The organism is Pseudomonas sp. AC172 (assembly GCF_979258595.1).
In genome coordinates, this window is record NZ_OZ409868.1 from 256,429 (window position 1) to 279,526 (window position 23,098).

The 23,098-nt window shown below is 60.6% G+C and carries 22 protein-coding genes; 8 read left to right on the plus strand and 14 right to left on the minus strand.

What is annotated here, in order from left to right:
* Positions 1 to 40: 40 nt before the first annotated feature.
* From ACZ0A4_RS01260 to ACZ0A4_RS01300, 9 genes are all read right to left on the minus strand, one after another.
* Complete coding sequence (locus ACZ0A4_RS01260) at positions 41 to 805, minus strand: ABC transporter ATP-binding protein (protein ID WP_166220914.1); 765 nt, start codon at positions 803 to 805, stop codon at positions 41 to 43.
* 13 nt (positions 806 to 818) lie between these two features.
* Positions 819 to 1,937: a succinylglutamate desuccinylase/aspartoacylase family protein gene (locus tag ACZ0A4_RS01265; protein WP_463572743.1), complete on the minus strand. Its 1,119-nt coding sequence runs from the start codon at positions 1,935 to 1,937 to the stop codon at positions 819 to 821.
* Between the two features lie 13 nt (positions 1,938 to 1,950).
* Positions 1,951 to 2,661 (minus strand): ABC transporter permease, encoded by a 711-nt coding sequence (locus ACZ0A4_RS01270; RefSeq protein WP_463572744.1) that lies wholly within the window; start codon positions 2,659 to 2,661, stop codon positions 1,951 to 1,953.
* A complete protein-coding gene (locus ACZ0A4_RS01275) occupies positions 2,658 to 3,386 on the minus strand; it encodes an ABC transporter permease (protein WP_463572745.1) in 729 nt (242 codons plus the stop codon). The genes ACZ0A4_RS01270 and ACZ0A4_RS01275 overlap by 4 nt, the downstream gene beginning before the upstream one ends.
* 56 nt (positions 3,387 to 3,442) lie before the next feature.
* Positions 3,443 to 4,225, minus strand: a complete 783-nt coding sequence (locus ACZ0A4_RS01280) for a transporter substrate-binding domain-containing protein (RefSeq protein WP_008083900.1) — start codon at positions 4,223 to 4,225, stop codon at positions 3,443 to 3,445.
* 222 nt (positions 4,226 to 4,447) lie between these two features.
* Complete coding sequence (locus tag ACZ0A4_RS01285; RefSeq protein WP_463572746.1) at positions 4,448 to 6,136, minus strand: ATP-dependent DNA ligase; 1,689 nt, start codon at positions 6,134 to 6,136, stop codon at positions 4,448 to 4,450.
* Positions 6,133 to 7,167 (minus strand): ligase-associated DNA damage response exonuclease, encoded by a 1,035-nt coding sequence (locus ACZ0A4_RS01290; RefSeq protein ID WP_110720188.1) that lies wholly within the window; start codon positions 7,165 to 7,167, stop codon positions 6,133 to 6,135. The genes ACZ0A4_RS01285 and ACZ0A4_RS01290 overlap by 4 nt, the downstream gene beginning before the upstream one ends.
* 269 nt (positions 7,168 to 7,436) lie before the next feature.
* Positions 7,437 to 9,887 (minus strand): penicillin acylase family protein, encoded by a 2,451-nt coding sequence (locus tag ACZ0A4_RS01295; RefSeq protein WP_463572747.1) that lies wholly within the window; start codon positions 9,885 to 9,887, stop codon positions 7,437 to 7,439.
* A gap of 191 nt (positions 9,888 to 10,078) precedes the next feature.
* On the minus strand, positions 10,079 to 10,723 hold the full coding sequence (locus ACZ0A4_RS01300) for a glutathione binding-like protein (protein WP_463572749.1): 645 nt from the start codon (positions 10,721 to 10,723) through the stop codon (positions 10,079 to 10,081).
* 146 nt (positions 10,724 to 10,869) lie between these two features.
* Here ACZ0A4_RS01300 and ACZ0A4_RS01305 point away from each other — a divergent pair, with 146 nt between their 5' ends.
* Positions 10,870 to 11,427 carry a cysteine hydrolase family protein gene (locus ACZ0A4_RS01305; RefSeq protein WP_463572751.1) on the plus strand — a complete coding sequence of 186 codons (558 nt, stop codon included), beginning with the start codon at positions 10,870 to 10,872 and terminating at the stop codon, positions 11,425 to 11,427.
* Positions 11,428 to 11,572: 145 nt separating this feature from the next.
* On the opposite strand, the gene ACZ0A4_RS01310 is transcribed toward ACZ0A4_RS01305, so the two are convergent.
* From ACZ0A4_RS01310 to ACZ0A4_RS01325, 4 genes are read right to left on the minus strand one after another with little or no spacing between them, the layout of a single operon-like run.
* Entirely contained in the window at positions 11,573 to 11,782 is a 210-nt protein-coding gene (locus ACZ0A4_RS01310; RefSeq protein WP_463572752.1) for an SEC-C metal-binding domain-containing protein, read from the minus strand.
* A complete protein-coding gene (locus ACZ0A4_RS01315) occupies positions 11,779 to 12,273 on the minus strand; it encodes an LEA/WHy family protein (RefSeq protein WP_463572753.1) in 495 nt (164 codons plus the stop codon). The genes ACZ0A4_RS01310 and ACZ0A4_RS01315 overlap by 4 nt, the downstream gene beginning before the upstream one ends.
* 42 nt (positions 12,274 to 12,315) lie before the next feature.
* The gene (locus ACZ0A4_RS01320) at positions 12,316 to 12,792 is read right to left on the minus strand and encodes a YchJ family protein (RefSeq protein ID WP_463572754.1); all 477 of its coding nucleotides are present in this window, start codon (positions 12,790 to 12,792) and stop codon (positions 12,316 to 12,318) included.
* A gap of 4 nt (positions 12,793 to 12,796) precedes the next feature.
* On the minus strand, positions 12,797 to 13,294 hold the full coding sequence (locus ACZ0A4_RS01325; protein ID WP_064393086.1) for a DUF6231 family protein: 498 nt from the start codon (positions 13,292 to 13,294) through the stop codon (positions 12,797 to 12,799).
* Positions 13,295 to 13,494: 200 nt separating this feature from the next.
* Here ACZ0A4_RS01325 and ACZ0A4_RS01330 point away from each other — a divergent pair, with 200 nt between their 5' ends.
* From ACZ0A4_RS01330 to ACZ0A4_RS01345, 4 genes are all read left to right on the plus strand, one after another.
* Complete coding sequence (locus ACZ0A4_RS01330; RefSeq protein ID WP_007918596.1) at positions 13,495 to 14,190, plus strand: PA1041 family peptidoglycan-binding anchor lipoprotein; 696 nt, start codon at positions 13,495 to 13,497, stop codon at positions 14,188 to 14,190.
* A 91-nt stretch (positions 14,191 to 14,281) separates the two neighbouring features.
* Complete coding sequence (locus ACZ0A4_RS01335) at positions 14,282 to 15,004, plus strand: OmpA family protein (protein ID WP_463572755.1); 723 nt, start codon at positions 14,282 to 14,284, stop codon at positions 15,002 to 15,004.
* Positions 15,005 to 15,166: 162 nt separating this feature from the next.
* A complete protein-coding gene (locus tag ACZ0A4_RS01340) occupies positions 15,167 to 15,448 on the plus strand; it encodes a DUF1145 domain-containing protein (protein WP_141129688.1) in 282 nt (93 codons plus the stop codon).
* A complete protein-coding gene (locus ACZ0A4_RS01345; RefSeq protein WP_463572756.1) occupies positions 15,441 to 16,199 on the plus strand; it encodes a collagen-like protein in 759 nt (252 codons plus the stop codon). Before ACZ0A4_RS01340 ends, ACZ0A4_RS01345 begins: the two co-directional genes overlap by 8 nt.
* Positions 16,200 to 16,394: 195 nt before the next feature.
* Here the strand turns inward: ACZ0A4_RS01345 and ACZ0A4_RS01350 are convergent, their stop codons facing one another.
* Positions 16,395 to 16,859, minus strand: a complete 465-nt coding sequence (locus ACZ0A4_RS01350; protein WP_463572758.1) for a DUF2269 family protein — start codon at positions 16,857 to 16,859, stop codon at positions 16,395 to 16,397.
* Positions 16,860 to 16,958: 99 nt separating this feature from the next.
* Here ACZ0A4_RS01350 and dinG point away from each other — a divergent pair, with 99 nt between their 5' ends.
* From dinG to ACZ0A4_RS01365, 3 genes are all read left to right on the plus strand, one after another.
* Positions 16,959 to 19,103: an ATP-dependent DNA helicase DinG gene (gene dinG, locus ACZ0A4_RS01355; protein WP_273914324.1), complete on the plus strand. Its 2,145-nt coding sequence runs from the start codon at positions 16,959 to 16,961 to the stop codon at positions 19,101 to 19,103.
* A 95-nt stretch (positions 19,104 to 19,198) separates the two neighbouring features.
* Complete coding sequence (locus tag ACZ0A4_RS01360; RefSeq protein ID WP_463572759.1) at positions 19,199 to 21,679, plus strand: beta-galactosidase; 2,481 nt, start codon at positions 19,199 to 19,201, stop codon at positions 21,677 to 21,679.
* Positions 21,680 to 21,914: 235 nt separating this feature from the next.
* Positions 21,915 to 23,060 carry a serine hydrolase domain-containing protein gene (locus ACZ0A4_RS01365; protein WP_463572760.1) on the plus strand — a complete coding sequence of 382 codons (1,146 nt, stop codon included), beginning with the start codon at positions 21,915 to 21,917 and terminating at the stop codon, positions 23,058 to 23,060.
* The last annotated feature ends 38 nt before the right edge of the window (positions 23,061 to 23,098 follow it).

A 23,098-nucleotide genomic window follows, 5' to 3' on the forward strand; every position in this document is an offset into this window, starting at 1 on the left:
GAGCGAGCCTGCTCGCTCCCACAGGGGACGGTGTACGGCGTTATTTCAGGTTGCCGCTGAGGAATTGTTTGAGGCGTTCGCTTTTCGGGTTGCCGAGCACGTCCTCGGGGGCACCTTCTTCTTCCACCAGGCCTTGGTGCAGGAACAGCACCTGGCTGGAAACTTTACGGGCGAAGCTCATCTCATGGGTCACCATGATCATGGTCCGGCCTTCTTCAGCCAGGCCCTGAATCACCTTCAACACCTCGCCTACGAGTTCGGGGTCAAGCGCCGACGTCGGTTCATCGAACAGCATCACCTCCGGCTCCATCGCCAACGCCCGGGCAATCGCCACGCGCTGTTGCTGGCCGCCAGAAAGAAACGCCGGATATTGATCCGCCACCCGCGCCGGCAAGCCGACCTTGTCCAGATAGCGCCGCGCACGATCATCGGCTTCCTGTTTGCTGCAACCCAGCACCCGGCGCGGGGCCATGGTGATGTTTTCCAGCACGGTCATGTGGCTCCACAGGTTGAAGTGCTGGAACACCATCGCCAGACGCGTGCGCAAACGTTGCAGTTCATCGGCGTCGGCGACGTGCATGCCGTGACGGTCGGTGACCATACGGATCGCCTGGCCATCAAGGCTCATGGCGCCGTCGTTGGGTTGTTCGAGAAAGTTGATGCAGCGCAAAAAGGTGCTTTTGCCCGAGCCACTGGCGCCGATCAGGCTGATCACGTCGCCGGTCCTGGCCTTGAGCGACACGCCTTTGAGCACTTGATGGTCGCCATAGCTTTTATGCAGGCCTTCAACGGTCAGTTTGTACATGGGACAGACATCCTCAAGGCGAAAGTAGGTAGCCACTGCGATAGGCTTCGGCGCCCGCGACGTGGGCGATAACCATGCCGGCCGTGGCCATGCGCCGCAGCGAGCGGGCGTACAGCAGGCCGGCGGCGGTGCAATGAACGGGGGTGATCCGATCGTTGATCGGGTCGATGATTTCGGCGATCTGCTGCCCGGCTTCCAGGTATTGGCCGGCAACCGCCGTGTACACCAGCAAGCCGCCGACCGGCGTGGTCACCGGTTCCACGCCCGCCAGTGGCGTAGCGGGATAGGGTAGCGGCGGCTGCGGTTTGGTCTCGCCGACGATCGCATCGGACTGGATCAGGTAATCGATCAGCGCCTGGCAGTCGCGGCTGGCCAGAGGGTGATTGACGTCACCCTGCCCGCGCAATTCGACGGTCACCGAAAAACTGCCGAGCGGGATCTCGAAATGTTCGCCGAAGCGTTCCTTCAATTGCCACCACAGCAGGGTGAAGCATTCATCGAACGACTGGCCGCCAGAATCAGTGGCCAGCAGGCTCGCCTGGGCTTCGATGTAGCGCGCCAGCGGTTCGACCTGCGGCCACGCTTCGGGCGTGGTGTAGAGGTGCACCACCGACTCGAAATCGCAGTGCAAGTCCAGCACCATGTCGGCATCACAGGCCAGCCGTTGCAGAGTCAGGCGCTGGGATTGCAGTTGGGTGCTGGCGGTCTGGCGGGCGAGGGCGTTGCGCAGATGCGTGCGGATCAATTCGAGGTTGTGCTGCGGATCGTCGTTCAGCTTGCCTTCGATGGCATTGCCAATCTCTTCACTGAGGTCGACAAACCAGCGATTGAAATTCTGACCGCTCTCCAGTTCGTAGCGGCCCAGCGGCACGTCCATCAGCACTTGTTCGAGGCCGACCGGGTTGGCCACCGGCACCAGCACGATTTCGCTGCGCAGGCGCCCGGCCGCTTCCAGTTCGGCCAGACGCTGTTTGAGATGCCAGGCGACGAGCATGCCCGGCAGTTCGTCGGCGTGCAGCGAAGACTGAATGTAAACCTTGCCCTTGGCCTGCTCCGGGCCGAAGTGGAAGCTGTGAATCTGTCGCGCAGTCCCCGGCAACGGGGCCAGCAAGTCATGGATCAGGTGGCGCATTTGCAAAGTTGTCCTAGTGAGTCGGGCCGAGGAAGGCCAGCCATCGGCGTTCGGCAAGGCGGAACAGGCCGACCAGCGCAAAGGTAATGGTCAGGTAGATCAGCGCGGCGATGCCGAACGACTGAAAGGTCAGGAAGGTCGCCGAGTTGGCGTCCCGCGCGACTTTCAGGATGTCGGGGATGGTCGCGGTAAAAGCCACGGTGGTCGAGTGCAGCATCAGGATCACTTCGTTGCTGTAATACGGCAACGAACGGCGCAGCGCTGACGGCATGATCACGTAGGCATACAGCTTCCAGCCGGTCAGACCGTAGGCCTTGGCCGCTTCGACTTCGCCGTGGTTCATGCTGCGGATTGCCCCGGCGAAAATCTCCGTGGTGTAGGCGCAGGTGTTCAGGGCGAAAGCGAGGATCGTGCAGTTCATCGCATCGCGAAAGAAACTGTCGAGCAGCGGCTGCGCACGCACGGCGGCGAGGCTGTAAATGCCGGTGTAGCAAATCAGCAACTGGATATACAGGGGCGTGCCACGGAACAGATAGGTATAGAACTGCACCGGCCAGCGAATGTAGAAGTGGCTCGAAACCCTGGCGATCGACAAAGGAATCGACACCAGGAAACCGATGAAGATCGAAGCGCTGAGCAGCCACATCGTCATTGCCAGCCCGGTGATGTTCTGGCCGTCGGTATAAAGGAAAGCGCGCCAGTATTCCTGCAGAAGTTCGATCATCGTACGGCCTCCCGGGCACCGGCGGCGTAACGACGTTCGAGCCAGCGCAGGATGAAGTTGGAAGCACTGGTGATCAGCAGATAGATCAAGGCAGCGAGGACCAGGAAGTAGAACAGTTGATAAGTGCTTTTACCGGCGTCCTGCGCCGCTTTGACCAGGTCGGCCAGGCCGATGATCGACACCAGTGCGGTAGCCTTGAGCATCACCATCCAGTTGTTGCCGATGCCGGGCAGGGCGAAACGCATCATTTGCGGAAACACCACGTAACGAAAGCGCTGGCCGCGTTTGAGGCCATACGCAGTGGCGGCTTCAACCTGACCGCGCGGCACGGCGAGGATCGCGCCACGGAAGGTCTCGGTGAAATATGCACCATAAATAAAGCCCAGGGTCAGTACCCCGGCGCTGAACGGGTCAATCTCGATGTATTCCCATTCCATGTAATCGGTCAGCGTCGTCAGCCAGGTTTGCAGGCTGTAGAAGATCAGCAGCATCAGCACCAGGTCCGGCACCCCGCGAATCAGCGTGGTGTAGAGCTGGGCGGGCAGGCGCACCAGTTTGACTTTTGACAGTTTGGCACTGGCGCCGAGCAGGCCGAGCAACACGGCCACCAGCAGCGACATCGCCGATAATTTGATGGTCATCCAGGTGCCTTCCAGCAGCAAAGGACCAAAGCCCTTGAGGCTGAAGGCGGAGAGCCCCAGATTTTGCAGGAGGGTTTCGAACATAAATCAGCAACCTGAGCGGATGGAAAAGGCGCCCATCGAAGATGGGCGCCGGGGCATTATTTGCCGCTGTACAGATTCAGATCGCCAAAGTGTTTCTTTTGAATCTCGGCGTATTTGCCGTCATCGTGTAACGCTTTGATACCTTTATCTAAAAGCGCCTTCAGCTCAGTGTTACCTTTCTTAATACCGACAGCGGTTTTGGCTGGCAGCAATTCGTTGTCGACCGGCTTGCTGACGTCATAGTCGGCGCCCTGTGGCGACTTCAAAAAGCCCAGTTCGGCTTGCAGCATGTCCTGGATACCGGCGTCGAGACGGCCAGAGGTCAGGTCGGAGTACACCTGATCCTGGTTCTGATAGGCCTGGGTTTTCACGCCGGCCTTGTCCAGTACGGCTTTGGCGTAGGCTTCCTGAATGGTGCCTTGCTCATAGCCGACGGTTTTGCCCTTCAGCGACGCGACGTCTGCGGTGATGCCGGAACCTTTTTTCGACACGTAAGCGGTCGGGCCGGAGAACAGTTCGCTGGAGAAATCGATGACTTTCTCGCGGGCCGGAGTCACGGTCATCGACGAGATCACACCGTCGAATTTATTGGCCTTGAGGCCCGGAATCATGCCGTCGAAGTCACTTTCGACCCACTTGCACTTGACCTTCAGTTCGGCGCAGATCGCGTTGCCTAGGTCGATGTCGAAGCCCACCAGGCTGCCGTCGGCCGCTTTCGACTCGAACGGTGCGTACGAAGGGTCCACGCCAAAGCGCAGCTCTTTGTATTCCTTGGCCAGCGCGGAGCCAGCGGCCATGCACAACGCCAGTGCAGAAAGGGTCAGCAATGCTTTTTTCATTATTCAATCCCTAAGAACCAATATGAGCGCTTGTGGCGCAGAATTATTGTTACTGGAACGCGTACGACCTATAGAAAGTAGCAATTTCCGAACCAGAGTCCCGAACAAGTGTTTTAAAAGGTCAGGAGAGCTACAGGATCAATGGATGAGTGCACGAAAACGGGCGCGGCAGAAAGCGTGCACTGATTTGTAGCCGATCGTGTGTTGTCCCGGGAAAAGGGGTCAGGCCAGCAGGTCTTGCAGGGTGGCGAGGCTATCCGCTTCATCCACGGTTTTATCCTGACGCCAGCGCAGCATCCGTGGAAAACGCACCGCAATCCCGCTTTTGTGCCGCCGCGACAGGGCGATTCCTTCGAAACCCAGCTCAAACACCAGACTCGGCTTCACACTGCTCACCGGGCCGAATTTCTCCACGGTGGTCTTGCGCACGATGCTGTCGACCTGACGCATTTCCGCATCGGTCAGCCCCGAATACGCCTTGGCAAACGGCACCAGCGCGCGTTGGCTGGACTCAGGCGGGCCGTCCCACACGGCAAAGGTGTAATCGCTGTACAAACTGGCCCGCCGACCATGGCCGCGCTGCGCGTAAATCAACACGGCATCGACACTGAACGGGTCGACTTTCCACTTCCACCACACGCCCATGTCCTTGGTGCGGCCCACCCCGTACAACGAATCCCGCGCCTTGAGCATCATCCCTTCGACACCCAGTCGCCGTGAGGCTTCGCGCTGGCGGGCGAGGTCGAACCAGTCGCTGCCGGTGAGTACGGGCGAGGGCAGCAACACCGGGCTGTTACAGCGGGCGATGACGTCTTCCAGTTGCGCACGGCGTTTGGCCTGCGGTTGGTTGCGCCAGTCTTCGCCCTGCCATTCCAGCAGGTCGTAGGCGAGCACGACGACCGGGACTTCTTCGAGAATTTTCTTATCGAGGGTTTTGCGGCCGATGCGTTGTTGCAGCAGGGCGAACGGCTGTACGGCCGGCGGTTCGCTCGATTGCGGGTCGAAAGCGTCTTCGGTACTTGGATGGCTGCTTTTCCACACGACGATTTCGCCGTCGATCACGGTGCCGTCGGGTAAACCGTGCACCAATACGTCGAGTTCGGGAAAGCGTTCGGTGACCAGCTCTTCACCGCGCGACCACACCCACAATTTGCCATCGCGCTTGACCACCTGCGCGCGAATACCATCCCATTTCCATTCCACCTGCCAGTCGCTTGCCGGGCCGATTAGCGCGTCGAATTCTTCCACCGGTTGCGACAAGGCATGGGCGAGGAAGAACGGGTACGGTTGGCCGCCACGCTGGGCATGTTCATCGCTGGATTCAGGGGCGATCAGTTTCAGGTAGCTGGCGGCGCTCGGCCGGTTCGACAGATCGGTGTAACCCACCAAACGCTGCGCCACGCGTTTGCTGTCCAGACCGGCCATCGAGGCCAGGGCCCGGGTGACCAGCAGTTTCGAGACGCCGACGCGGAAACTGCCGGTGATCAGTTTGATGCACAGCATCAGGCTCGACCGATCCAGTTGCGCCCACAGGGCGGGCAGTTGTCTACTCAGGAATTCCGGGGTTTCACCGCGCAGCGGCAGCAGTTTGTCTTCGATCCATTCGGCAAGGCCGGCGTCGGAGCTGTGCGGGTTTTCCGCGAGCACCAGCGAAATGGTTTCCGCGAGGTCGCCGACTGCTTGATAGCTTTCCTCGAACAACCACGGCTCCAGGCCGGAGATCTCAACGGCGAGTTCGCGCAGGATTCGAACCGGCACCAGTTGTCTGGGGCGGCCACCGGAGAGGAAGTACACCGCCCACGCGGCGTCATGCGGTTCGGCCTGGGCGAAGTAAGTCTGCATCGCCGCCAGTTTGGCGTTGCTTGACGTGGTTGCGTCGAGCTCGGCGTACAACTCGGCGAATGCTTTCATGCGGGCATCTCGGCGATGGTCGGTTCGGCGGCGATGTTTTCTTCTTCGTCATCGCCGTATTCAGTGTTGAAACCCTGAGCATCCAGACCCTGTTCGCGCAGATGCCGTACGAGCACACCGATCGAACCGTGGGTGACCATCACCCGTTCCGCGCCGGTTTGCTCAATAGCCCAGAGCAGGCCGGGCCAGTCGGCGTGATCGGAGAGCACGAAACCGCGGTCGACACCGCGCCGCCGTCGGGTGCCGCGCAAACGCATCCAGCCGCTGGCAAACGCATCGCTGAACTCGCCGAAGCGGCGCATCCAGGTGCTGCCGCCGGCCGAGGGCGGGGCGATGACCAAGGCCTGGCGCATGATCGGATCGCTTTTCTTCACGTCTCCCGCGTAGATCGTGGGCGGCAGATACACGCCCGCCTCGCGGTAGACCCGGTTCAGCGGCTCGACTGCACCGTGGCTGAGGATCGGGCCGAGGCTTTCGTCGATGCCGTGGAGAATCCGCTGGGCCTTGCCGAACGAGTAACAGAACAACACGCTGGCCTTGCCGGCGGCAATATTCGCCGCCCACCACTGATTGATCTCGCTGAACACCTGCGCCTGTGGCTGCCAGCGGTAGATCGGCAGGCCGAAGGTCGATTCGGTGATGAAGGTGTGGCAACGCACCGGTTCGAACGGGGCACAGGTGCCGTCCGGTTCGATCTTGTAATCGCCCGATGCGACCCAGACTTCACCGCCGTATTCGAGGCGCACCTGTGCCGAGCCGAGGACATGGCCGGCGGGATGAAAACTCAAGGTGACACCGTGGTGCGTCAGGCGCTGGCCGTAGGCGAGGGTCTGCAGATTGATGTCCTGCCCGAGTCGCGCGCGCAAAATTCCTTCGCTGGCGCTGCTGGCGAGGTAATGCTGGTTGCCGGTGCGGGCGTGATCGCCGTGGGCATGGGTAATGACCGAGCGCTCGACGGGGCGCCACGGATCAATGTAGAAATCCCCGGCAGGGCAATAGAGACCTTCGGGGCGGGCGATAACAAGGTCCATGTCGTTACCAGAAATGGGGGGCTTGTTAGCTATGAGGCTGGCGCGAGTCCGGAAGTTCTATCGACTTTGAAAGGCGACCCTCACCCCAGCCCTCTCCCGGGGGGAGAGGGAGCCGACCGAGGTGTCTGGCGAGCTACATCGACCTGAAAAAACGAGTCGATTATTGATTCGGCAGTGCCCTTTCAGGTCGGCGAAAAACTTCAGCCACCCCCAATCGGTCCCCTCTCCCTCCGGGAGAGGGTTAGGGTGAGGGGCTTTTGACCTTTGCCTTATTTGCCGGGAGTAAGAGTCAGACGGGTCTTGCCATACACCCGGTCAAAGTTCTGCGGCTGCATTGGCAAACCGATGTACTGCCCCTTCAACCATGCATCAATGCCATTGAGGTAATTCGGACTCACCGGATTCCCCGATTGCCCCGTACCGTTCTGGCCCATCAGCGGCTCAGCCTGGCCGAAGTCGACAATGAAACGCATCGACGGCGCACGTGTGGTGGTGAAATCCTGACCCCAGGCAAACGCCGAGGTGTTCAACGTGGTGTGATCGCCACCCGCTGCCATCGGCCCACGCACGGTCTGGCCATTGCTGTTCTTCCAGGCGTAGCTGTGCAATTTGCCCCACTGCCAGGCCCGATGATCGCCCCCCAATTGACTGTCGCCAGCGCTGATCGCTGCGGCGAAGCTGCGGGCAAGAATCACCGCTTTGTCCTCTTTCTGCGGCGTGCGAATGTCATCCCAAAACGGGCTGTCTTCACGTCCCAACAAATGATCGGCCTGCGCCGCGTAGGACAAATCACCGTTGGCGATAAACGCTTTCCACGCCGGGCTCGATTCCGGCCCGAGTTCGTCGAGGAAAATCTGCTTCATGCTTTCTTGCAGGAACAGCTCATAAATCGCCGCATCCGCCGAGGTCGGACTGAGCTTGCCGTCGAACGCCATAAGCCGTGTGAACGCTTCACGCGCCTTGCTGCGTTCCGCTTCCGGCAGGGCATCGATCGCCTGTTTCAGCGGTTGCTTCATGCCCGGCGCTTCGAAGACTTTTTTCAGCTTGGCGGCGAAGGTGGTGGTCTGGTCGTACTGCATGGCGATCACGCTACGGCTGTCGTGCTTGCCGCTGCCGGCCAGTTCCGCCAGACGTTCGCCACGCTCCGGCGCCGCCCAGGAGTTCGACAGTTGCATGCCGTAACCGTGAGGAATCACGCGCTGGTTGGCGGTGCCGAGCCAGCCTTGCGCCGGGTCCTGATCATACGGGTGCAGCATCGGGTCGGCGTAACCGTCCCAGTCGTAACGACCTTCCCAGCCCGGCGATGGCAGCAGGCCTTCGCCTTCGCGACGGTTAGGGAAACGCCCGGTGACTTGCCAGCCAATGTTGCTTGCATCGGCAAACACCAGATTGACGGCGATGGCGCGGATTTCACGACTGGCGTCCGAGGCACGTTCCACGGTTTGCGCGCGGGTCAGGTCGAAAAATGCGTCCAGCGATTTATCGTCGGTGAAGCTCGGCGTCTGCAAGGCCAAGCCGTAGCCACTGCCTTGCGCCGCGGCCTGCGCGCTGTTGAGCAACGCACCGTGACGGGTTTCGTATACCGCTTCGCGAATCGGTCGCTGACCTTTGACGAAGTAAGTTTCGTTGCGCACGCCCAGCGGTTGCCATTTTCCATTGACCTCGTAGGTCAGGCTGCTGCCCTGGCGGCGGATTTTTTCCAGGAACAGGTCCTGGTTGTCGCCGAGGACGCTGGTCATGCTCCACGCAACTTTGCCGTTGAAACCACCGAGGACCAGCGGCAAACCGGCAACGGTGACGCCCGCCGCCTGATATTTCGGCGCGCGAATCTGCACGAAGCTCCACAGCGACGGTGCGGCCAGCGGGCCATGGGCGTCGCTGGCCAGCAGGCTCTTGCCGCTGCGGCTGCGTTGCGGGGCGATTGCCCAGTTGTTCGAAGACGTCGTACCGAGCAGGTTCAGCGCCGACAGTTGCTGGCTGGCGCTGCTCAATTCAGTCAGGCCGGGAATCTGCCCGTTGAGCTTGAGGCCTTGCAGCTTGTCGGCTTCGGCCAGCGGCAGGTTTTCGTCCGGCGCCGACGGGGTGAGCCAGGCGAGTTTGTCGGTGGTTACGGTTTGCGCGAGCACCAGCGAGGAAATTTCTTCCGGCAGGTTGGCCGACTGGCTGAAATTCAGCAGGGCGAAAATCAGCGCCGAGTCTTCTGGTTTCCAGTATTCAGGCTTATAGCCGCTGGAAGCGAGGTCGCCCGGCAGTTTGTCGGCGTAGCGGAACAGGTAAGCGTTGACGCCCCGCGCATAGACTTCGAAAAAGCGCTTGAGGCGTGGCGACGAAGCCTTGTACAGCTCGCCGGCGCTTTTCTTCAGATTGACCGCGCGCATGTAGCGGTCGGCATCGAGCATCGACGCGCCGGACATTTCCGCCAGACGGCCCTGCGCCAACAGACGCAGGGTAACCATTTGATTGATGCGGTCGCTGGCGTGGACGTAGCCGAGGCTGAACAGCGCATCGTGGAAGGTATTACTTTCGATCAACGGCATGCCCATGGCATTGCGTCGTACCGACACGTTCTGCGCCAGGCCCTTGAGCGGTTGCACGCCGGAGGTCGGCGGGAGGGTGTCCTGAGCGTTCCAGGTCTGGCAACCGGACAGGCCCAAAACACCGGCCACTGCTGCGGCAACGCCGAACCGGGGAAGAAAATGAGTAAGGGCTGGCGAGGCCATGGCAAAGCTCCTGCGGGGGGTAGCGTCAGTAAAGGCGCTACGTTAGTGAGCAGGAGGTGGCCGCGCAAGCGGGCGTGGGGGTTATTTGTGTATTTCTGTCGAATGGAAAAGATCGCAGCCTGCGGCAGCGCCTGTATAGGCATGCATTCCCATGCAGGCGCTGCCGCAGGCCGCGATCTTTTGATCGTCATTCAGGACTTCGGTGGATTGATTTTCTGCACCAACGCGTAGGCCTTGACTGTCGCCGGACGATCCTTGATGTGGTTGAACCAGCGCTGCACATGGGGGAAGTCTTCGAGATTCTGGCTCTGCCATTTGTGCGAGACGATCCACGGATAAATCGCCATGTCGGCAATGCTGTACTCACTGCCCGCAACGAATTCGTTCTCGGCCAACTGCTTGTTCAACACACCATACAACCGTGCGGTCTCGTCAATGTAGCGCTTGATCGCGTAAGGGATTTTCTCCGGGGCGAACTGGCTGAAGTGGTGATTCTGCCCGGCCATTGGCCCCAGCCCACCCATTTGCCAGAACAGCCATTGCAGCGCTGTTAGCCGACCGCGCAGGTCTTTGGGCAGGAACTTCCCGGTCTTCTCCGCCAGATACAGCAGGATTGCCCCGGATTCGAACAGCGACAGCGGCTCACCGCCATCGGCAGGCGTGTGGTCGACGATGGCCGGGATACGGTTGTTCGGGGCGATTTTCAGAAAGTGTGGCTGAAACTGCTCACCCTGGCTGATATTGATCGGATGGACGTTGTACGGCAGGCCGGCTTCTTCGAGGAACAGGGAGATCTTGTGGCCGTTGGGGGTGGTCCAGTAATACAGGTCGATCATGGAAAACTCCAAAGCTGAAATGGACTTGCGTGCGGACAGCAAACGCCGGCGTCAGGTCGTCCCGTATGCGTTCGATAGCTTGCTTAGAAGGAAGAGGTGATGCTGAACTGCGCAGAATTCAATGACCCCGCGTGAGAAAAATCGCCATGGAGCTTCAGCCCAACGCTGCACTGATCATCATCGACCAGCAAAAAGGCATCCTGCAGCCGCGTTTGGGGCGAAGGAATAATCCTCAGGCGGAATTGCGAATCCTTGATCTGTTGGGGCTTTGGCGGCGTAGCGCGCGTCGGGTGATTCATGTGCAGCACCTGTCGCGTGAGCCCGATTCAGTGTTCTGGCCCGAGCAGGAAGGGGTGGAATTTCAGCAGCGGTTTTTGCCGCAGGAGGACGAATGGCTGATTCAGAAACAGGTGCCGGATGCGTTTAGTGCCACCGGGTTAGAGGCGCGGCTGCGTGAGGCGGGGATTGGGCAATTGATCATCGTCGGTGTGGCGACCAATAACTCGGTGGAGTCGACGGCGCGCACGGCGGGCAATCTGGGGTTCGATGCGTGGGTGGTGGAGGATGCGTGCTTTACCTTCGACAAGGTCGATTATTTCGGCACGTTGCGCACAGCTGAAGAAGTGCACGGGATGTCGCTGGGGAATTTGCAGGGGGAGTATGCGACGGTGGTTAGTGCTGCACAGATTCTGCCGGCTGGCTGAGCACCTTCGCCGCATGCCGGCCCCTTCGCGAGCAGGCTCACTCCTACAGTAGATCGCATTCCATCTGGAAAGACGCTTTCAAATGTAGGAGTGAGCCTGCTCGCGAAGGCGGCAGGTCAGGCGAAGAGGGTCTTCGCCCCGGGCATCATGCCCCGTGGCACTTCTTGAATTTCTTGCCGTTGCCGCATGGGCACGGGTCGTTGCGGCCGACGTCTTTCAGGGCGTTGCGCACCGGTTCCTGGTGGGCGTGGCCGCAGTTCGGGCCGTGAACGTGGCCGTGGTCATGCTCGTGATGATGGTCGTGGTCATGATCGTGGTTGCAGTCAGGGCCATGGACATGAGGTAGCTGGGTCATCGGTGTTGCTCCGGAATTAAATCGGCGGGGATTATCACGCCATTGCGCTCAAGGTGCACGTAGTGGGCGATGAATAAACCGGTTTCCATTTCGCCCTGCAAACGATAGGGAATCTGCTGGTTCGGACTTTTCAGCATTTTCACCACGTCTTTTACCTTCGGCCAGAGGTTGGTGCGGATCGGCACTTTGAAATAGGCGCTGCGCTTGGGCCCGACGGTGAACCAGTGTTCATGCTCGCCCTCAGCCAGCAACATGTCCGCCAGATGAATACGGTATTCGAGGCCGCGCACGGTCAGATCGCTGTCGTTGGGGTTGTCGATGCGAAAATGCAGGATGAATTTCTGTTCGAGCAGTTTGGCGCGCACCACTTCGACTTTCACCAGGTGCACGGTGGGATCGACGCTGTCATCGCTGAACCACGACGCGCAGCCGCCGAGGTTCAGGATCAGCATCAGGGTGAAAACCTGAAATGTGCGCCATTGACTGAGCATCGAGTAAAACTCCCTTTGGCCCCAGTCTAGTCGCCGACGAATCTAAGCGCCGAAATACCCCGCACAGCACTTCTTGAATTTCTGCCCACTGGCGCACGGGCAACTGTCATTGCGCCCCAGTTTCAACTGCACCGTCGGGTCGATGAAGTACCAGTGCCCGGCGTTCTGCACGAACGATGAACGCTCGCGATGGCTATGTTCGCCCTGGCTGTCATGCCAGCGCGCCGTAAAGGTGACAAAGGCGTGTTCCGGCTGGCCGCCAAACACTTCCGAACTCTCGACCTCAAGGCCGAGCCAGGTGCTCTGTGCGCTCCAGTTGCTGATCGACTGGCGATCCAGCCCCGCTTGCTGAGCGGGCAGGGTGGTCGCCACCAGATAGTCGATCAGGCCCAATACGTAGGCGCTGTAGCGCGAACGCATCAGGGCTTCGGCACATGGCGCCGGGTGGCCGTCGTGATAATGGCCGCAGCAGGCATCCAGCAGATTGCCGCTGCCGCAAGGGCAAATGGCTGTACTCATTGCATTACCACCAGTATTTCCCGAAGTTTTCCGGATTGGCCCAGAACCGTGAATTGAGCCAGTCGGGGACTTGTTTGTATTCAAGCAGATCGTAGGTGAACAGAGTCAGTACTTGATCGTCGCGTTGAAAGCGTTCACTGGCTTGCAACGCCAGTGAATAGAAATCGGTTTCCTGCCAGCCGCTGGCCGACAGGTCTGCCAGCACAGCGATGCGGCTGGCGTTGAGATTGCGAATCCCGCCCAACAGGTTCAGGCCGTCGCGCTTGGGCAAATGTTCCAGACAATCGACCACCAGCGCCAGATCGAAACGCTGTGCAGCCAGTTCAGCAGGCAGTGCGCCCGGTGCAGCGTGGGCGACGACGGTGTCCGGGTGCGCCTCTTTAAAGGCGCTCAGGGCCGGAAACTCGCTGGCGCCGATCAGCAGCAGACGCGCCGGGGCGTAGCGATCCAGCAAAGCGGCCAACGCCTGTTGCGGCGTGCGGGAAGAAATGGCGACGTTCATCAAGGCTCCTCAATCAGACCGCCAAGACTAGCCTGCCTGACTGCAGCGGCAAAGGGCCCTGTTTCGCCCCCTTTGCGGCAAATGTGCCGAAGTCCTGTGAACACGCTCGCAAACAGCGGTGGCCTATTGCTGGCGGAGATTAAAACTCCGGTCTTTACTCCCTGAATCGGTTCTAAGCCGATCCCTCAGGAGAAAACCAGATGAGCATAGTTCGGACAGCATTACCTTTGATTCTGCTAACCAGTGTGTTGACGGGTTGTGCAGGTTTGCAGAAAACCGACTGGCCGACCTGTGCGGCGGTCGGTGGTGTTGTCGGTGCCGGTCTCGGCGCGACGGAAAGTTCGGCATGGGCCGGCTACGGCGCGTTGCTGGTCGGTGGTACCGCAGCAGCCTATTGCTGGGTGCACGGTGATGGCGACGAAGACGGCGATGGTGTGCCGGACAGTCGCGACAAGTGCCCAGGCACGCCTAAAGGCGTACAGGTCGACGCTGACGGTTGCCCTCCACCAGCGCCTGCACCCGTGGTCGAAGAAGCTGTAGTGGTCAAGGAAGAAACCATTGTTATCCGTGATGTGCACTTCCAGTTCGACAAAGCCACGCTGACCGGCCCTGACAAGCAAGTACTCGACAAGGTCGCCACCCGCCTGAAACAGGAATCCTCGACGGCGCAACTGACCGTGACCGGTCATACCGACAGCGTCGGCAGCGATGCCTACAACAAAAAGCTATCGGATCGTCGTGCGCACTCGGTTGTGGACTACCTGATCCAGCAAGGTGTGCCGCGCGCCAGCTTCGTTTCGGTGTCCGGTCTGGGTGAAAGCCAGCCTGTTGCCGATAACAAAACCGCTGACGGTCGCGCGCAAAACCGTCGTACCGAAATCAAAATCCAGCGTTAAGCCCCTCTCGCATCCGCGGCTTGTGCAGTCGCGGATGCGGGTCTTTACTCCTGTGTAACCGGTATGGGCCGGTGACACAGGAGCTTTCACAATGACTGTTTTCTCAAGGTCCGTCTTGCCGGTGCTACTGCTAGGCAGCTTGCTCACCGGTTGCGCCACCCACAGCGATGGCACTGCACCCCTCAATCAACGTACGTGGCCGATCTGCAGCCTTATCGGCGGGCTGGTCGGTGGCGGTCTTGGCGCCATTGAAAGTGGCGGCTGGGCTGGCGGCGGCGCAGCGCTGGGGATTCTTGCCGGCGGACTGATCTGTTATGCCCAGGACGGCGATGAAGACGGCGATGGCGTGTTCGACCGCCGCGACCGTTGCCCGGACACCCCGGAAAATACCCCGGTCGATCACCGTGGTTGCCCGCTGCCACAGTACCCGGTCACGGAAAAAGTGCCGGAGCCTGTACCGCAAACTGAGGTCATTACCCTCAGCGATGCCGGCAACGTGCTGTTCGATTTCGACAAGTCCGACCTGACCCCGGCTGCCAAAGCCCAGCTCGATACGCTGATGGACAAACTGCGCAATGCCGACGTGGTGAGCATCAAGGTCATCGGACACACCGACAGCAAAGGGTCGGATGCCTACAACCAGGCATTGTCGGAACGGCGTGCAAGCAGTGTCGCCGCTTATCTGCTGAGCCAGGGCCTGGCGCCGAACAAACTCACCAGCGAAGGTCGCGGCGAAAGCGAGCCGGTCGCCGATAACGCCACCGATGAAGGGCGCGCGCAGAACCGTCGTGTGGAGTTGCACATCAATCGTTAGGACGCGTCTGTAGGGCGCAGGCTAGAGCTGCCGGGCGACGATCAGCGTCGTTTCGGCAGCCATTTGGCAGGCGATCGAAATTTTTTCATTTATCCCTCTGGCTTATCCCCCGCAGAAGCCGTTACTGTGCGCCCAAAGAATAATTCGCAACACGGGGGGCGTATGAAAGTGTTCTGGGGGCTGGGGCGGTTGTTGACCCTGCTGTTCTGCTGCGTGGTGCTGGTCAATCAACTGGTGCCGTTCGTACATCCGCTGCATCTGCTGGTCAATCTGGCCGGCGGTCTGCTGTTGCTGATCCATCTGCTCGAAGTGCTGCTGTGCAACCGCAGCCTCAAAGGTCGCCCCCACCCTTGGCGTGACCGCGGCCGCATCCTGCTGTTCGGCGTATTCCACCTGCAAACCATCCCGGCCCCGGCCGCTCCGGAGGCTTCTTCCCATGCGTAAACTCTGCTTGCTCGCTGCATTCATCAGCCCATTGGCTTGTGCCCAAGTGGTCAGTGTCGAAACCAACTCGCTGATGCGTTTGCCCAACACGGCCAGCACGTTGCAGCTGGAAAAACTGGAAGTGGCCGATTACGGCACGTTGCTGATTCCTGCCAACGTGACCGAGTTGAATGTCGGTGAGCTGCGCCTTGGCCATGAAGCGCGAATCGCCATCGTTCCGGCTGAACAGGCATTGGAATTGAAAGTGGCGCGTGCCGAGCTCAGCGAAGGCAGCCAGATCACCGCGCGCGGAGCGCCGGGGACCTATGAAAAAGCCGCCCGTGCGGGGCGCAATCTGAATCTGCAATTCAAGGCGTTGAACGCGCCGCAGTTGCTGGTCGATGCCCGTGGTGGCACCGGCGCGCCGGGTTTTGTCGGCCTCGATGGCGGGAATGGTGAAGACCCGGGCTGTACTTATGGCGCGGCCGGGCATGGTTTTGATGGCAGTAATGGTAGTGACGGCCAACCGGGTGCACCGGGTGCGCTAGTGCGGCTGGAAGTGCCGCGCGAGTTTCCGGCTGAGCTGATCAAGGTCAACGTGGCGGGTGGCAACGGTGGCCCGGCGGGTGTTGGCGGTAAAGCAGGGAAGGGCGGCCAGTCCAAGGGCTGCCTGGTGTATCGCGCCGATGGCGGCAAGAATGGCAAGGCGGGGGTGGATGGACAGCCTGGGCCTGTAGGGGCGGCGGGCGCTGTGACTGTGCAGCGCCTCTGAACGTTTTACCCTCACCCCAACCCTCTCCCGGAGGGAGAGGGAGCCGACCGAGATGATTCAGGCCATCCATCGACCTGAAAAAACCAGTCGATTATGGATTCAAAGCGAATCTCTCAAGTCGGCGTATCTCTTCAATATCCCCCACTCAGTCCCCTCTCTCTCTGGGAGAGGGCTAGGGTGAGGGGCTTTTGATTTTCAGATCATCGGCCGAGCCGCCGCAATCGCCACCAGCACCAACCCCACAATCAAGTTAAGCCCCACCATCCGCCGAATCCGCCCTAACACTGCCGCACCCGCCGGCCAGTCCTTCGCTTCCACCGCTTTACGCAACTCCGGCAGCATCAACCCCTGAATGCGGATAAACAGTGCCGTCATCACCACATACAAGCCCATCATCACCTGCACATACTTCGGCGCGGTCTCAAACCCGACCTGCTGCAAATGCAGCATCCCCACGCCGCTGATCGGCAACAGGATCACCGCGACCCAGACCCAGCGAAAAAAACCTTGAAACACTTCCACCCACAGGGTCAGTCGAGCAGGACCGTCGAGGGCCTTCACAGCCGCGGGGCGCAGGACCATCCAGGCGAAAAACATGCCGCCGACCCAGACCAGGGCGGACAGCACATGCAGGGGGTAAACGAGGCTAAAAGGTGTCATTGGGGCACTCCGTTCTGCGCGGGATTAATTAGCGGGGTATGATAGCCGCCATCCGAAACCACTGAAAATTTATCCAGCGTTTTTTGCGCCCGACAATCCATGATCAGCACTGAACTCAAAACCACGATCCAGGGCGCCTACTCGCGTTTTCTAGAGGCCAAGAGCCTCAAGCCGCGTTACGGCCAGCGCCTGATGATCGCTGAAATCGCCAAAGTCCTCGGGGATATCGACACCGACGACGAAGGCCGGCGCAGTGGCGACCCCGCAATTGTTGCGGTGGAAGCCGGCACCGGTACCGGCAAGACCGTGGCCTACAGCCTGGCGGCGATCCCGACCGCGAAACTGGCCGGCAAACGCCTGGTGATCGCCACCGCGACCGTCGCGCTGCAAGAGCAGATCGTCTACAAGGATTTGCCCGACCTGATGCGCAACAGCGGGCTGAATTTCACCTTCGCCCTGGCCAAGGGCCGCGGTCGCTACATGTGCCTGTCCAAGCTCGACATGTTGCTGCAGGAAGGCCACGCGCAAACCGCCACCGCGCAGCTGTTCGAAGAAGAAGGCTTCAAGATCGAGGTCGATGAGGCCAGTCAGAAGCTGTTCACCAGCATGATCGAGAAGCTTGCCGGCAATAAATGGGACGGCGACCGCGACAGTTGGCCCAATGCGCTGGAAGACGCCGACTGGGCGCGCCTGACCACCGATCACAGCCAGTGCACCAACCGCCATTGCCCGAACTTCGGCCAGTGCGCCTTCTACAAGGCCCGCGAAGGCATGGGCAAGGTCGACGTGATCGTCACCAACCACGATATGGTCCTGGCTGATCTGGCGCTGGGCGGCGGTGCGGTGCTTCCCGATCCGCGCGATACCATTTATGTGTTCGACGAAGGTCACCACCTGCCGGACAAGGCCATCGGCCACTTCGCTCACTACACGCGCCTGCGTTCCACTGCCGACTGGCTGGAAACCACCGCCAAGAACCTGACCAAGCTGCTGGCCCAGCATCCGCTGCCGGGCGATCTTGGCAAACTGATCGAACAAGTGCCGGAGCTGGCGCGGGAAATCAAGGCGCAGCAGCAGTTCATGTTCAGCGCCTGCGAGCAGGTCGCCGACTTCAAGCCCGGCGAAGACGTCGAGGGCCGTGAGCGTCCGCGCCATCGTTTCGTCGCGGGGGTGATTCCCGAGCACATGCGCGAAATGGGCATCGAGCTGAAAAAAGGCTTTTCGCGCCTCAACGATCTGTTCACGCGCCTGACCGACCTGCTCAAGGAAGGCATGGACGGTGAGGTCAACATCGGCATCGCCAGCAATCAGGCTGAAGAGTGGTATCCGCTGTTCGGCAGCCTGTTGTCCCGCGCCTCCGGCAATTGGGAACTGTGGACCGCGTTCACCGCCGAAGACCCGGAAGACAGCCCACCGATGGCGCGTTGGCTGACCCTCGCTGAAAGCGGCTCGCTGTTCGATATTGAGGTCAATGCCAGCCCGATTCTGGCGGCGGAAACCTTGCGCCGCAGCCTGTGGAATGTCGCTTACGGTTGCCTCGTAACGTCGGCGACGCTGACCGCGCTGGGCACCTTCGACCGCTTCCGCATGCGCGCCGGTCTGCCGAAAAAAGCCGTCACCGCGGTGGTGCCGAGCCCGTTCCATCACGCCGATGCCGGTGTGTTGCGCGTGCCGGATCTGAAGGCCGATCCACGCGATGCTGCTGCTCATACGGCGGCGATCATCCGTGAGCTGCCGGATCTGGTTGAAGGCTCGCGTGGCACCCTGGTGCTGTTCTCATCGCGCAAACAAATGCAGGACGTGTTCGACGGCCTCGACCGCGACTGGCGCAAGCAGGTGTTCATTCAAGGCAACCTGTCGAAACAGGAAACCCTGAACAAGCACAAGGCGCGGGTCGATGGCGGTGATTCCAGCGTGCTGTTCGGTCTCGCCAGTTTTGCCGAAGGTGTCGACTTGCCGGGCGCGTACTGCGAACACGTGGTGATCGCCAAGATCCCGTTCTCGGTCCCGGACGATCCGGTCGAAGCGGCGTTGTCGGAGTGGATCGAGGCCCGTGGTGGCAATCCGTTCATGGAAATCTCCGTTCCCGATGCTTCGCTGAAGCTGGTGCAGGCTTGCGGGCGTCTGCTGCGGACCGAAGAAGACCGCGGCACCATCACTTTGCTGGATCGGCGGCTGGTCACCCAGCGCTACGGCAAGGCGATCCTCAATGCGTTGCCTCCCTTCCGTCGTGAAATATCCTGAGACAACGGTGGGCAGTTTTGCCCGCCGTGTTGTCTATCTCTCTGCCATCGCTTTTCCATTGGCCATTGTTGGTCGTTAGGGAGAACTCCGTTCTTATGATCCGCCGTTCGTTGCCCGCCGTATTTGCCTTGATCTTCGCCACGCCGCTGTTCGCGGCGCCTGCGGGTCAGCAGACCCTGTTCAACTTTGTCCGTCCTGCCGACGTGGTGAAAATCGCCACCGAAAACGCTGATCTGCCGCAAGCCAACGCCGAGCAAACGCCTGAGGGCGAAGTGCTGCGCCGGGTGACGTTCAATCCGGTGGCCCGTCCGACCTTGCGTCTGACGCCGCAGACCGGTGCGTGGGACTGGTCGCAGTCGGGCATGATGACCCTGCGGTTGCAGAGCGCAATGGACTGGGCGGTGACGGTCTACGTGCAGATTCAGAGCAACGACGGTCGGACACTGGTCAGTCGCGTCGACCTGCCGGCCGGCCCTGCGCAAACCCTGTTGGTACCGCTGGTCGCGTCGACGCCGCTGAGTCAGGGGATGAAAGCCGGGCCGCCGATGCCGATGACGGTCGATGGTCAGCGGATCCTGCTGGCCAGCAGCAGCGGTGAGATCGATCGCAGTCAAGTGGTTTCGGTGAGCTTGTCTTTGGATCAGCCGAAAGTCGCCCAGAGTTTGCTGCTGGAGCGTTTCGGTGTGCAGGACGGCGAATCGGTCACCCAGGCCGTTTACGGCAATCTGGTCGATGCGTACGGGCAGTCGACCCGCAGCAAGTGGCCGGAAAAGATCAGCAACGACGAGCAACTGAAATCCGCCGCCGCCAAGGAACAGCAACAACTGAAAACCTGGCTGGCCGAGCGTGAAAAGACTTCGCTGGACAAGTTCGGTGGCTGGAACAAGGGTCCAGCCTTCAAGGCCAGCGGGTTCTTCCGCACTGAAAAACGTGATGGCCGCTGGTATCTGGTCACGCCTGAAGGTCATCCGTTTTACTCGTTGGGCGTGAACACCGTCAGCCCCAAGGTCAACCAGACCTACGTGGCCGGTCGTGAGGACATGTTTGAATCCCTGCCTAAGTCTGATGAACCTTTGGCCAGACACTTTGGCGAAGGCGACAACCGCGGCGGCAATGGTGTTGATCAGGGCCGGGGTTATGGCAACGGGCGCTGGTATGACTTCTACGGTGCCAACCTGCAGCGCGTGTTCGGTGAGCCGTGCAAAGCGACCAGTGAGAGCAAGTCCGGAGTAGCAGAGGCGGCCAAGTCTGCAGCCGCTGAAACGGCCGCCGTTCAAGCCGCCGAGCCTGCCCCTGCCCCTGCCGAGCCGAAGTCCGGTGTCGCTGAAGCAGCCAAGACTGAAACTGTACAAATAACGACAGAAAAAGCGGCCGAGCCGTGCGCGGCCACTGTCGATGAGCAACAGTGGGCCAGCCACACGCTTGATCGCTTGCAAGCCTGGGGCTTCAACACGGTCGGCAACTGGAGTGCCGATTCGCTGACCGATGCCGAGCGCGTGCCGTACACCTTGCCGCTGTCGATCGTCGGCGACTACACCAGCATCAGCACCGGCAGCGACTGGTGGGGCGGGATGCCGGATCCGTTCGATCCGCGTTTCGCCATGGCCACCGAGCGCGCCGTCGCCATTGCCGCCCGCGATCACCGCGACGATCCGTGGCTGATCGGCTACTACGCCGACAACGAACTGGCCTGGGCCGGCCCCGGTGATGACGCGAAATCCCGTTATGCACTGGCCTACGGTACGCTGAAAATGACCACCGACGTACCGGCCAAGCGTGCGTTCCTTAAGCAACTGCGCGACAAGTACCGCAATCAGGCCGGGCTGTCGAAAGCGTGGGGCATTGATCTGCCCGCGTGGGAATTGATGGAAGATCCGGGTTTTGTGCCACCGCTGCCGAACCCCGAGCACCCGGAAATCGAGGCGGACTTCAAATATTTCCAGAAAGTCTTCGCCGACACTTACTTCAAAACCATCTCCGACTCGCTGAAATGGCACGCGCCCAACCAGTTGCTGCTCGGCGGCCGCTTCGCCATCAGCACGCCGGAAGCTGTGGCGTCCTGCGCGCAGTATTGCGATGTGCTGAGCTTCAACATGTACACGCTGAAACCACAAGACGGTTACGACTTTGCCGCGCTGGGCGCTTTGGACAAACCGGTATTGATCACCGAATTCAACTTTGGCTCAGCGGATCGCGGCCCGTTCTGGGGCGGCGTCACGCAAGTGGCCAAGGAAGAAGATCGCGGACCGGCGTACGCCAACTTCCTCAAGCAGGCCTTGAGCGAACCGTCGATTGTCGGCGTGCATTGGTTCCAGTATCTCGATCAACCGGTGACCGGGCGTTTGCTGGATGGCGAGAACGGTCATTTCGGTCTGGTCGGGGTGACGGATCTGCCGTATCAGGGGTTTGTCGAAACGGTGCGCAAGAGCAATTTGCAGGCGATTGATCAGCTTGGCAAAGAGGCTGAGAAAGCGGCCGCCGCAGCGGGGCATGAGGCTGAGGGCGGCCGCAAAGGCGAGGCCGGAAAAGGGCCGGGGGCAGGGCATGCCGGTGGGCATTCCGGCAATGGTCACTGAGTCCTGAGCCACCGCGTCATCGTTCTTCGTCGGAACGCCGCCCGGAGCAGGCTCGCTCCCACAGGAGATCTTCCGTGATACACAGATTCAGTGTGGGAGCGAGCCTGCTCGCGAAGGCGTCAGCCGCCTCAGCGAAATTCTGAAATAACCGTCCGGCCCGCAGCTGTTCCCAAATCCCTCTGGGGCTGGAACAATGCGGGCCACTTTGTAGAGCGTTTTCGCGGGGGAGTTGCGGGTGCAGATTCAGGGACATTACGAGCTTCAATTCGAAGCGGTGCGCGAAGCCTTTGCCGCACTGTTCGACGATCCCCAGGAACGCGGCGCAGCCCTGTGCATTCAGGTCGGTGGAGAAACCGTCCTCGACCTCTGGTCCGGTACCGCCGACAAGGATGGTGCTGAAGCCTGGCATAGCGACACCATCGCCAACCTGTTCTCCTGCACCAAAACCTTTACCGCCGTCACCGCGCTGCAACTGGTCGCCGAAGGCAAGTTGCAACTGGATGTTCCGGTCGCCCGCTACTGGCCGGAATTCGCCGCCGCCGGCAAAGAATCCGTGACCCTGCGCCAATTGCTCTGTCATCAGGCCGGTCTGCCGGCGTTGCGCGAGCTGCTGGCGCCAGAAGCACTCTACGAATGGCAAACCATGGTCGATGCTCTTGCGGCCGAAGCACCATGGTGGACGCCGGGCACTGGCCACGGTTATGCCGCAATCACTTACGGCTGGCTGATCGGCGAGTTGCTGCGCCGCGCTGACGGTCGCGGGCCGGGCGAATCCATCGTAGCGCGAGTGGCCAAGCCGTTGGGCCTGGATTTCCACGTCGGTCTGGCTGACGAAGAATTCCACCGCGTGGCGCACATTGCCCGCGGCAAGGGCAATGCTGGCGATGCCGCCGCGCAACGCCTGCTGCAAGTGACCCTGCGCGAACCAACCGCCATGACCACCCGCGCTTTTACCAACCCGCCATCGGTGCTCACCAGCACCAACAAACCGGAATGGCGACGGATGCAGCAACCGGCGGCCAATGGCCACGGCAATGCGCGCAGCCTGGCCGGTTTTTATGCCGGTTTGCTCGACGGCAGCTTGCTCGAAAGCGACATGCTCGAAGAGCTGACCCGCGAACAAAGCCTCGGCGAAGACAAGACCTTGTTGACCCAGACTCGTTTTGGCCTCGGCTGCATGCTTGATCAACCGGACGTACCCAACGCTACCTACGGACTCGGTCCTCGTGCATTCGGTCATCCAGGTGCGGGCGGCTCCATCGGTTTTGCTGACCCTGAGCATGATGCCGCGTTTGGTTTTGTGACAAATACCCTTGGGCCATACGTTTTGATGGATCCGCGCGCGCAGAAGCTCGCGCGGGTACTTGCCACTTGTCTGTAAAGTTTCATCCGAGGTCCCAGGGTCGGAACCTCAAGCGG

Bases quoted from the DNA above. Each gene is read 5' to 3' on its own strand.
- ACZ0A4_RS01260 (WP_166220914.1), bottom strand. From the start codon at position 805: ATGTACAAACTGACCGTTGAAGGCCTGCATAAAAGCTATGGCGACCAT.
- ACZ0A4_RS01265 (WP_463572743.1), bottom strand. From the start codon at position 1,937: ATGCGCCACCTGATCCATGACTTGCTGGCCCCGTTGCCGGGGACTGCG.
- ACZ0A4_RS01270 (WP_463572744.1), bottom strand. From the start codon at position 2,661: ATGATCGAACTTCTGCAGGAATACTGGCGCGCTTTCCTTTATACCGAC.
- ACZ0A4_RS01275 (WP_463572745.1), bottom strand. From the start codon at position 3,386: ATGTTCGAAACCCTCCTGCAAAATCTGGGGCTCTCCGCCTTCAGCCTC.
- ACZ0A4_RS01280 (WP_008083900.1), bottom strand. From the start codon at position 4,225: ATGAAAAAAGCATTGCTGACCCTTTCTGCACTGGCGTTGTGCATGGCC.
- ACZ0A4_RS01285 (WP_463572746.1), bottom strand. From the start codon at position 6,136: ATGAAAGCATTCGCCGAGTTGTACGCCGAGCTCGACGCAACCACGTCA.
- ACZ0A4_RS01290 (WP_110720188.1), bottom strand. From the start codon at position 7,167: ATGGACCTTGTTATCGCCCGCCCCGAAGGTCTCTATTGCCCTGCCGGG.
- ACZ0A4_RS01295 (WP_463572747.1), bottom strand. From the start codon at position 9,887: ATGGCCTCGCCAGCCCTTACTCATTTTCTTCCCCGGTTCGGCGTTGCC.
- ACZ0A4_RS01300 (WP_463572749.1), bottom strand. From the start codon at position 10,723: ATGATCGACCTGTATTACTGGACCACCCCCAACGGCCACAAGATCTCC.
- ACZ0A4_RS01305 (WP_463572751.1), top strand. From the start codon at position 10,870: ATGGAGCTTCAGCCCAACGCTGCACTGATCATCATCGACCAGCAAAAA.
- ACZ0A4_RS01310 (WP_463572752.1), bottom strand. From the start codon at position 11,782: ATGACCCAGCTACCTCATGTCCATGGCCCTGACTGCAACCACGATCAT.
- ACZ0A4_RS01315 (WP_463572753.1), bottom strand. From the start codon at position 12,273: ATGCTCAGTCAATGGCGCACATTTCAGGTTTTCACCCTGATGCTGATC.
- ACZ0A4_RS01320 (WP_463572754.1), bottom strand. From the start codon at position 12,792: ATGAGTACAGCCATTTGCCCTTGCGGCAGCGGCAATCTGCTGGATGCC.
- ACZ0A4_RS01325 (WP_064393086.1), bottom strand. From the start codon at position 13,294: ATGAACGTCGCCATTTCTTCCCGCACGCCGCAACAGGCGTTGGCCGCT.
- ACZ0A4_RS01330 (WP_007918596.1), top strand. From the start codon at position 13,495: ATGAGCATAGTTCGGACAGCATTACCTTTGATTCTGCTAACCAGTGTG.
- ACZ0A4_RS01335 (WP_463572755.1), top strand. From the start codon at position 14,282: ATGACTGTTTTCTCAAGGTCCGTCTTGCCGGTGCTACTGCTAGGCAGC.
- ACZ0A4_RS01340 (WP_141129688.1), top strand. From the start codon at position 15,167: ATGAAAGTGTTCTGGGGGCTGGGGCGGTTGTTGACCCTGCTGTTCTGC.
- ACZ0A4_RS01345 (WP_463572756.1), top strand. From the start codon at position 15,441: ATGCGTAAACTCTGCTTGCTCGCTGCATTCATCAGCCCATTGGCTTGT.
- ACZ0A4_RS01350 (WP_463572758.1), bottom strand. From the start codon at position 16,859: ATGACACCTTTTAGCCTCGTTTACCCCCTGCATGTGCTGTCCGCCCTG.
- dinG (WP_273914324.1), top strand. From the start codon at position 16,959: ATGATCAGCACTGAACTCAAAACCACGATCCAGGGCGCCTACTCGCGT.
- ACZ0A4_RS01360 (WP_463572759.1), top strand. From the start codon at position 19,199: ATGATCCGCCGTTCGTTGCCCGCCGTATTTGCCTTGATCTTCGCCACG.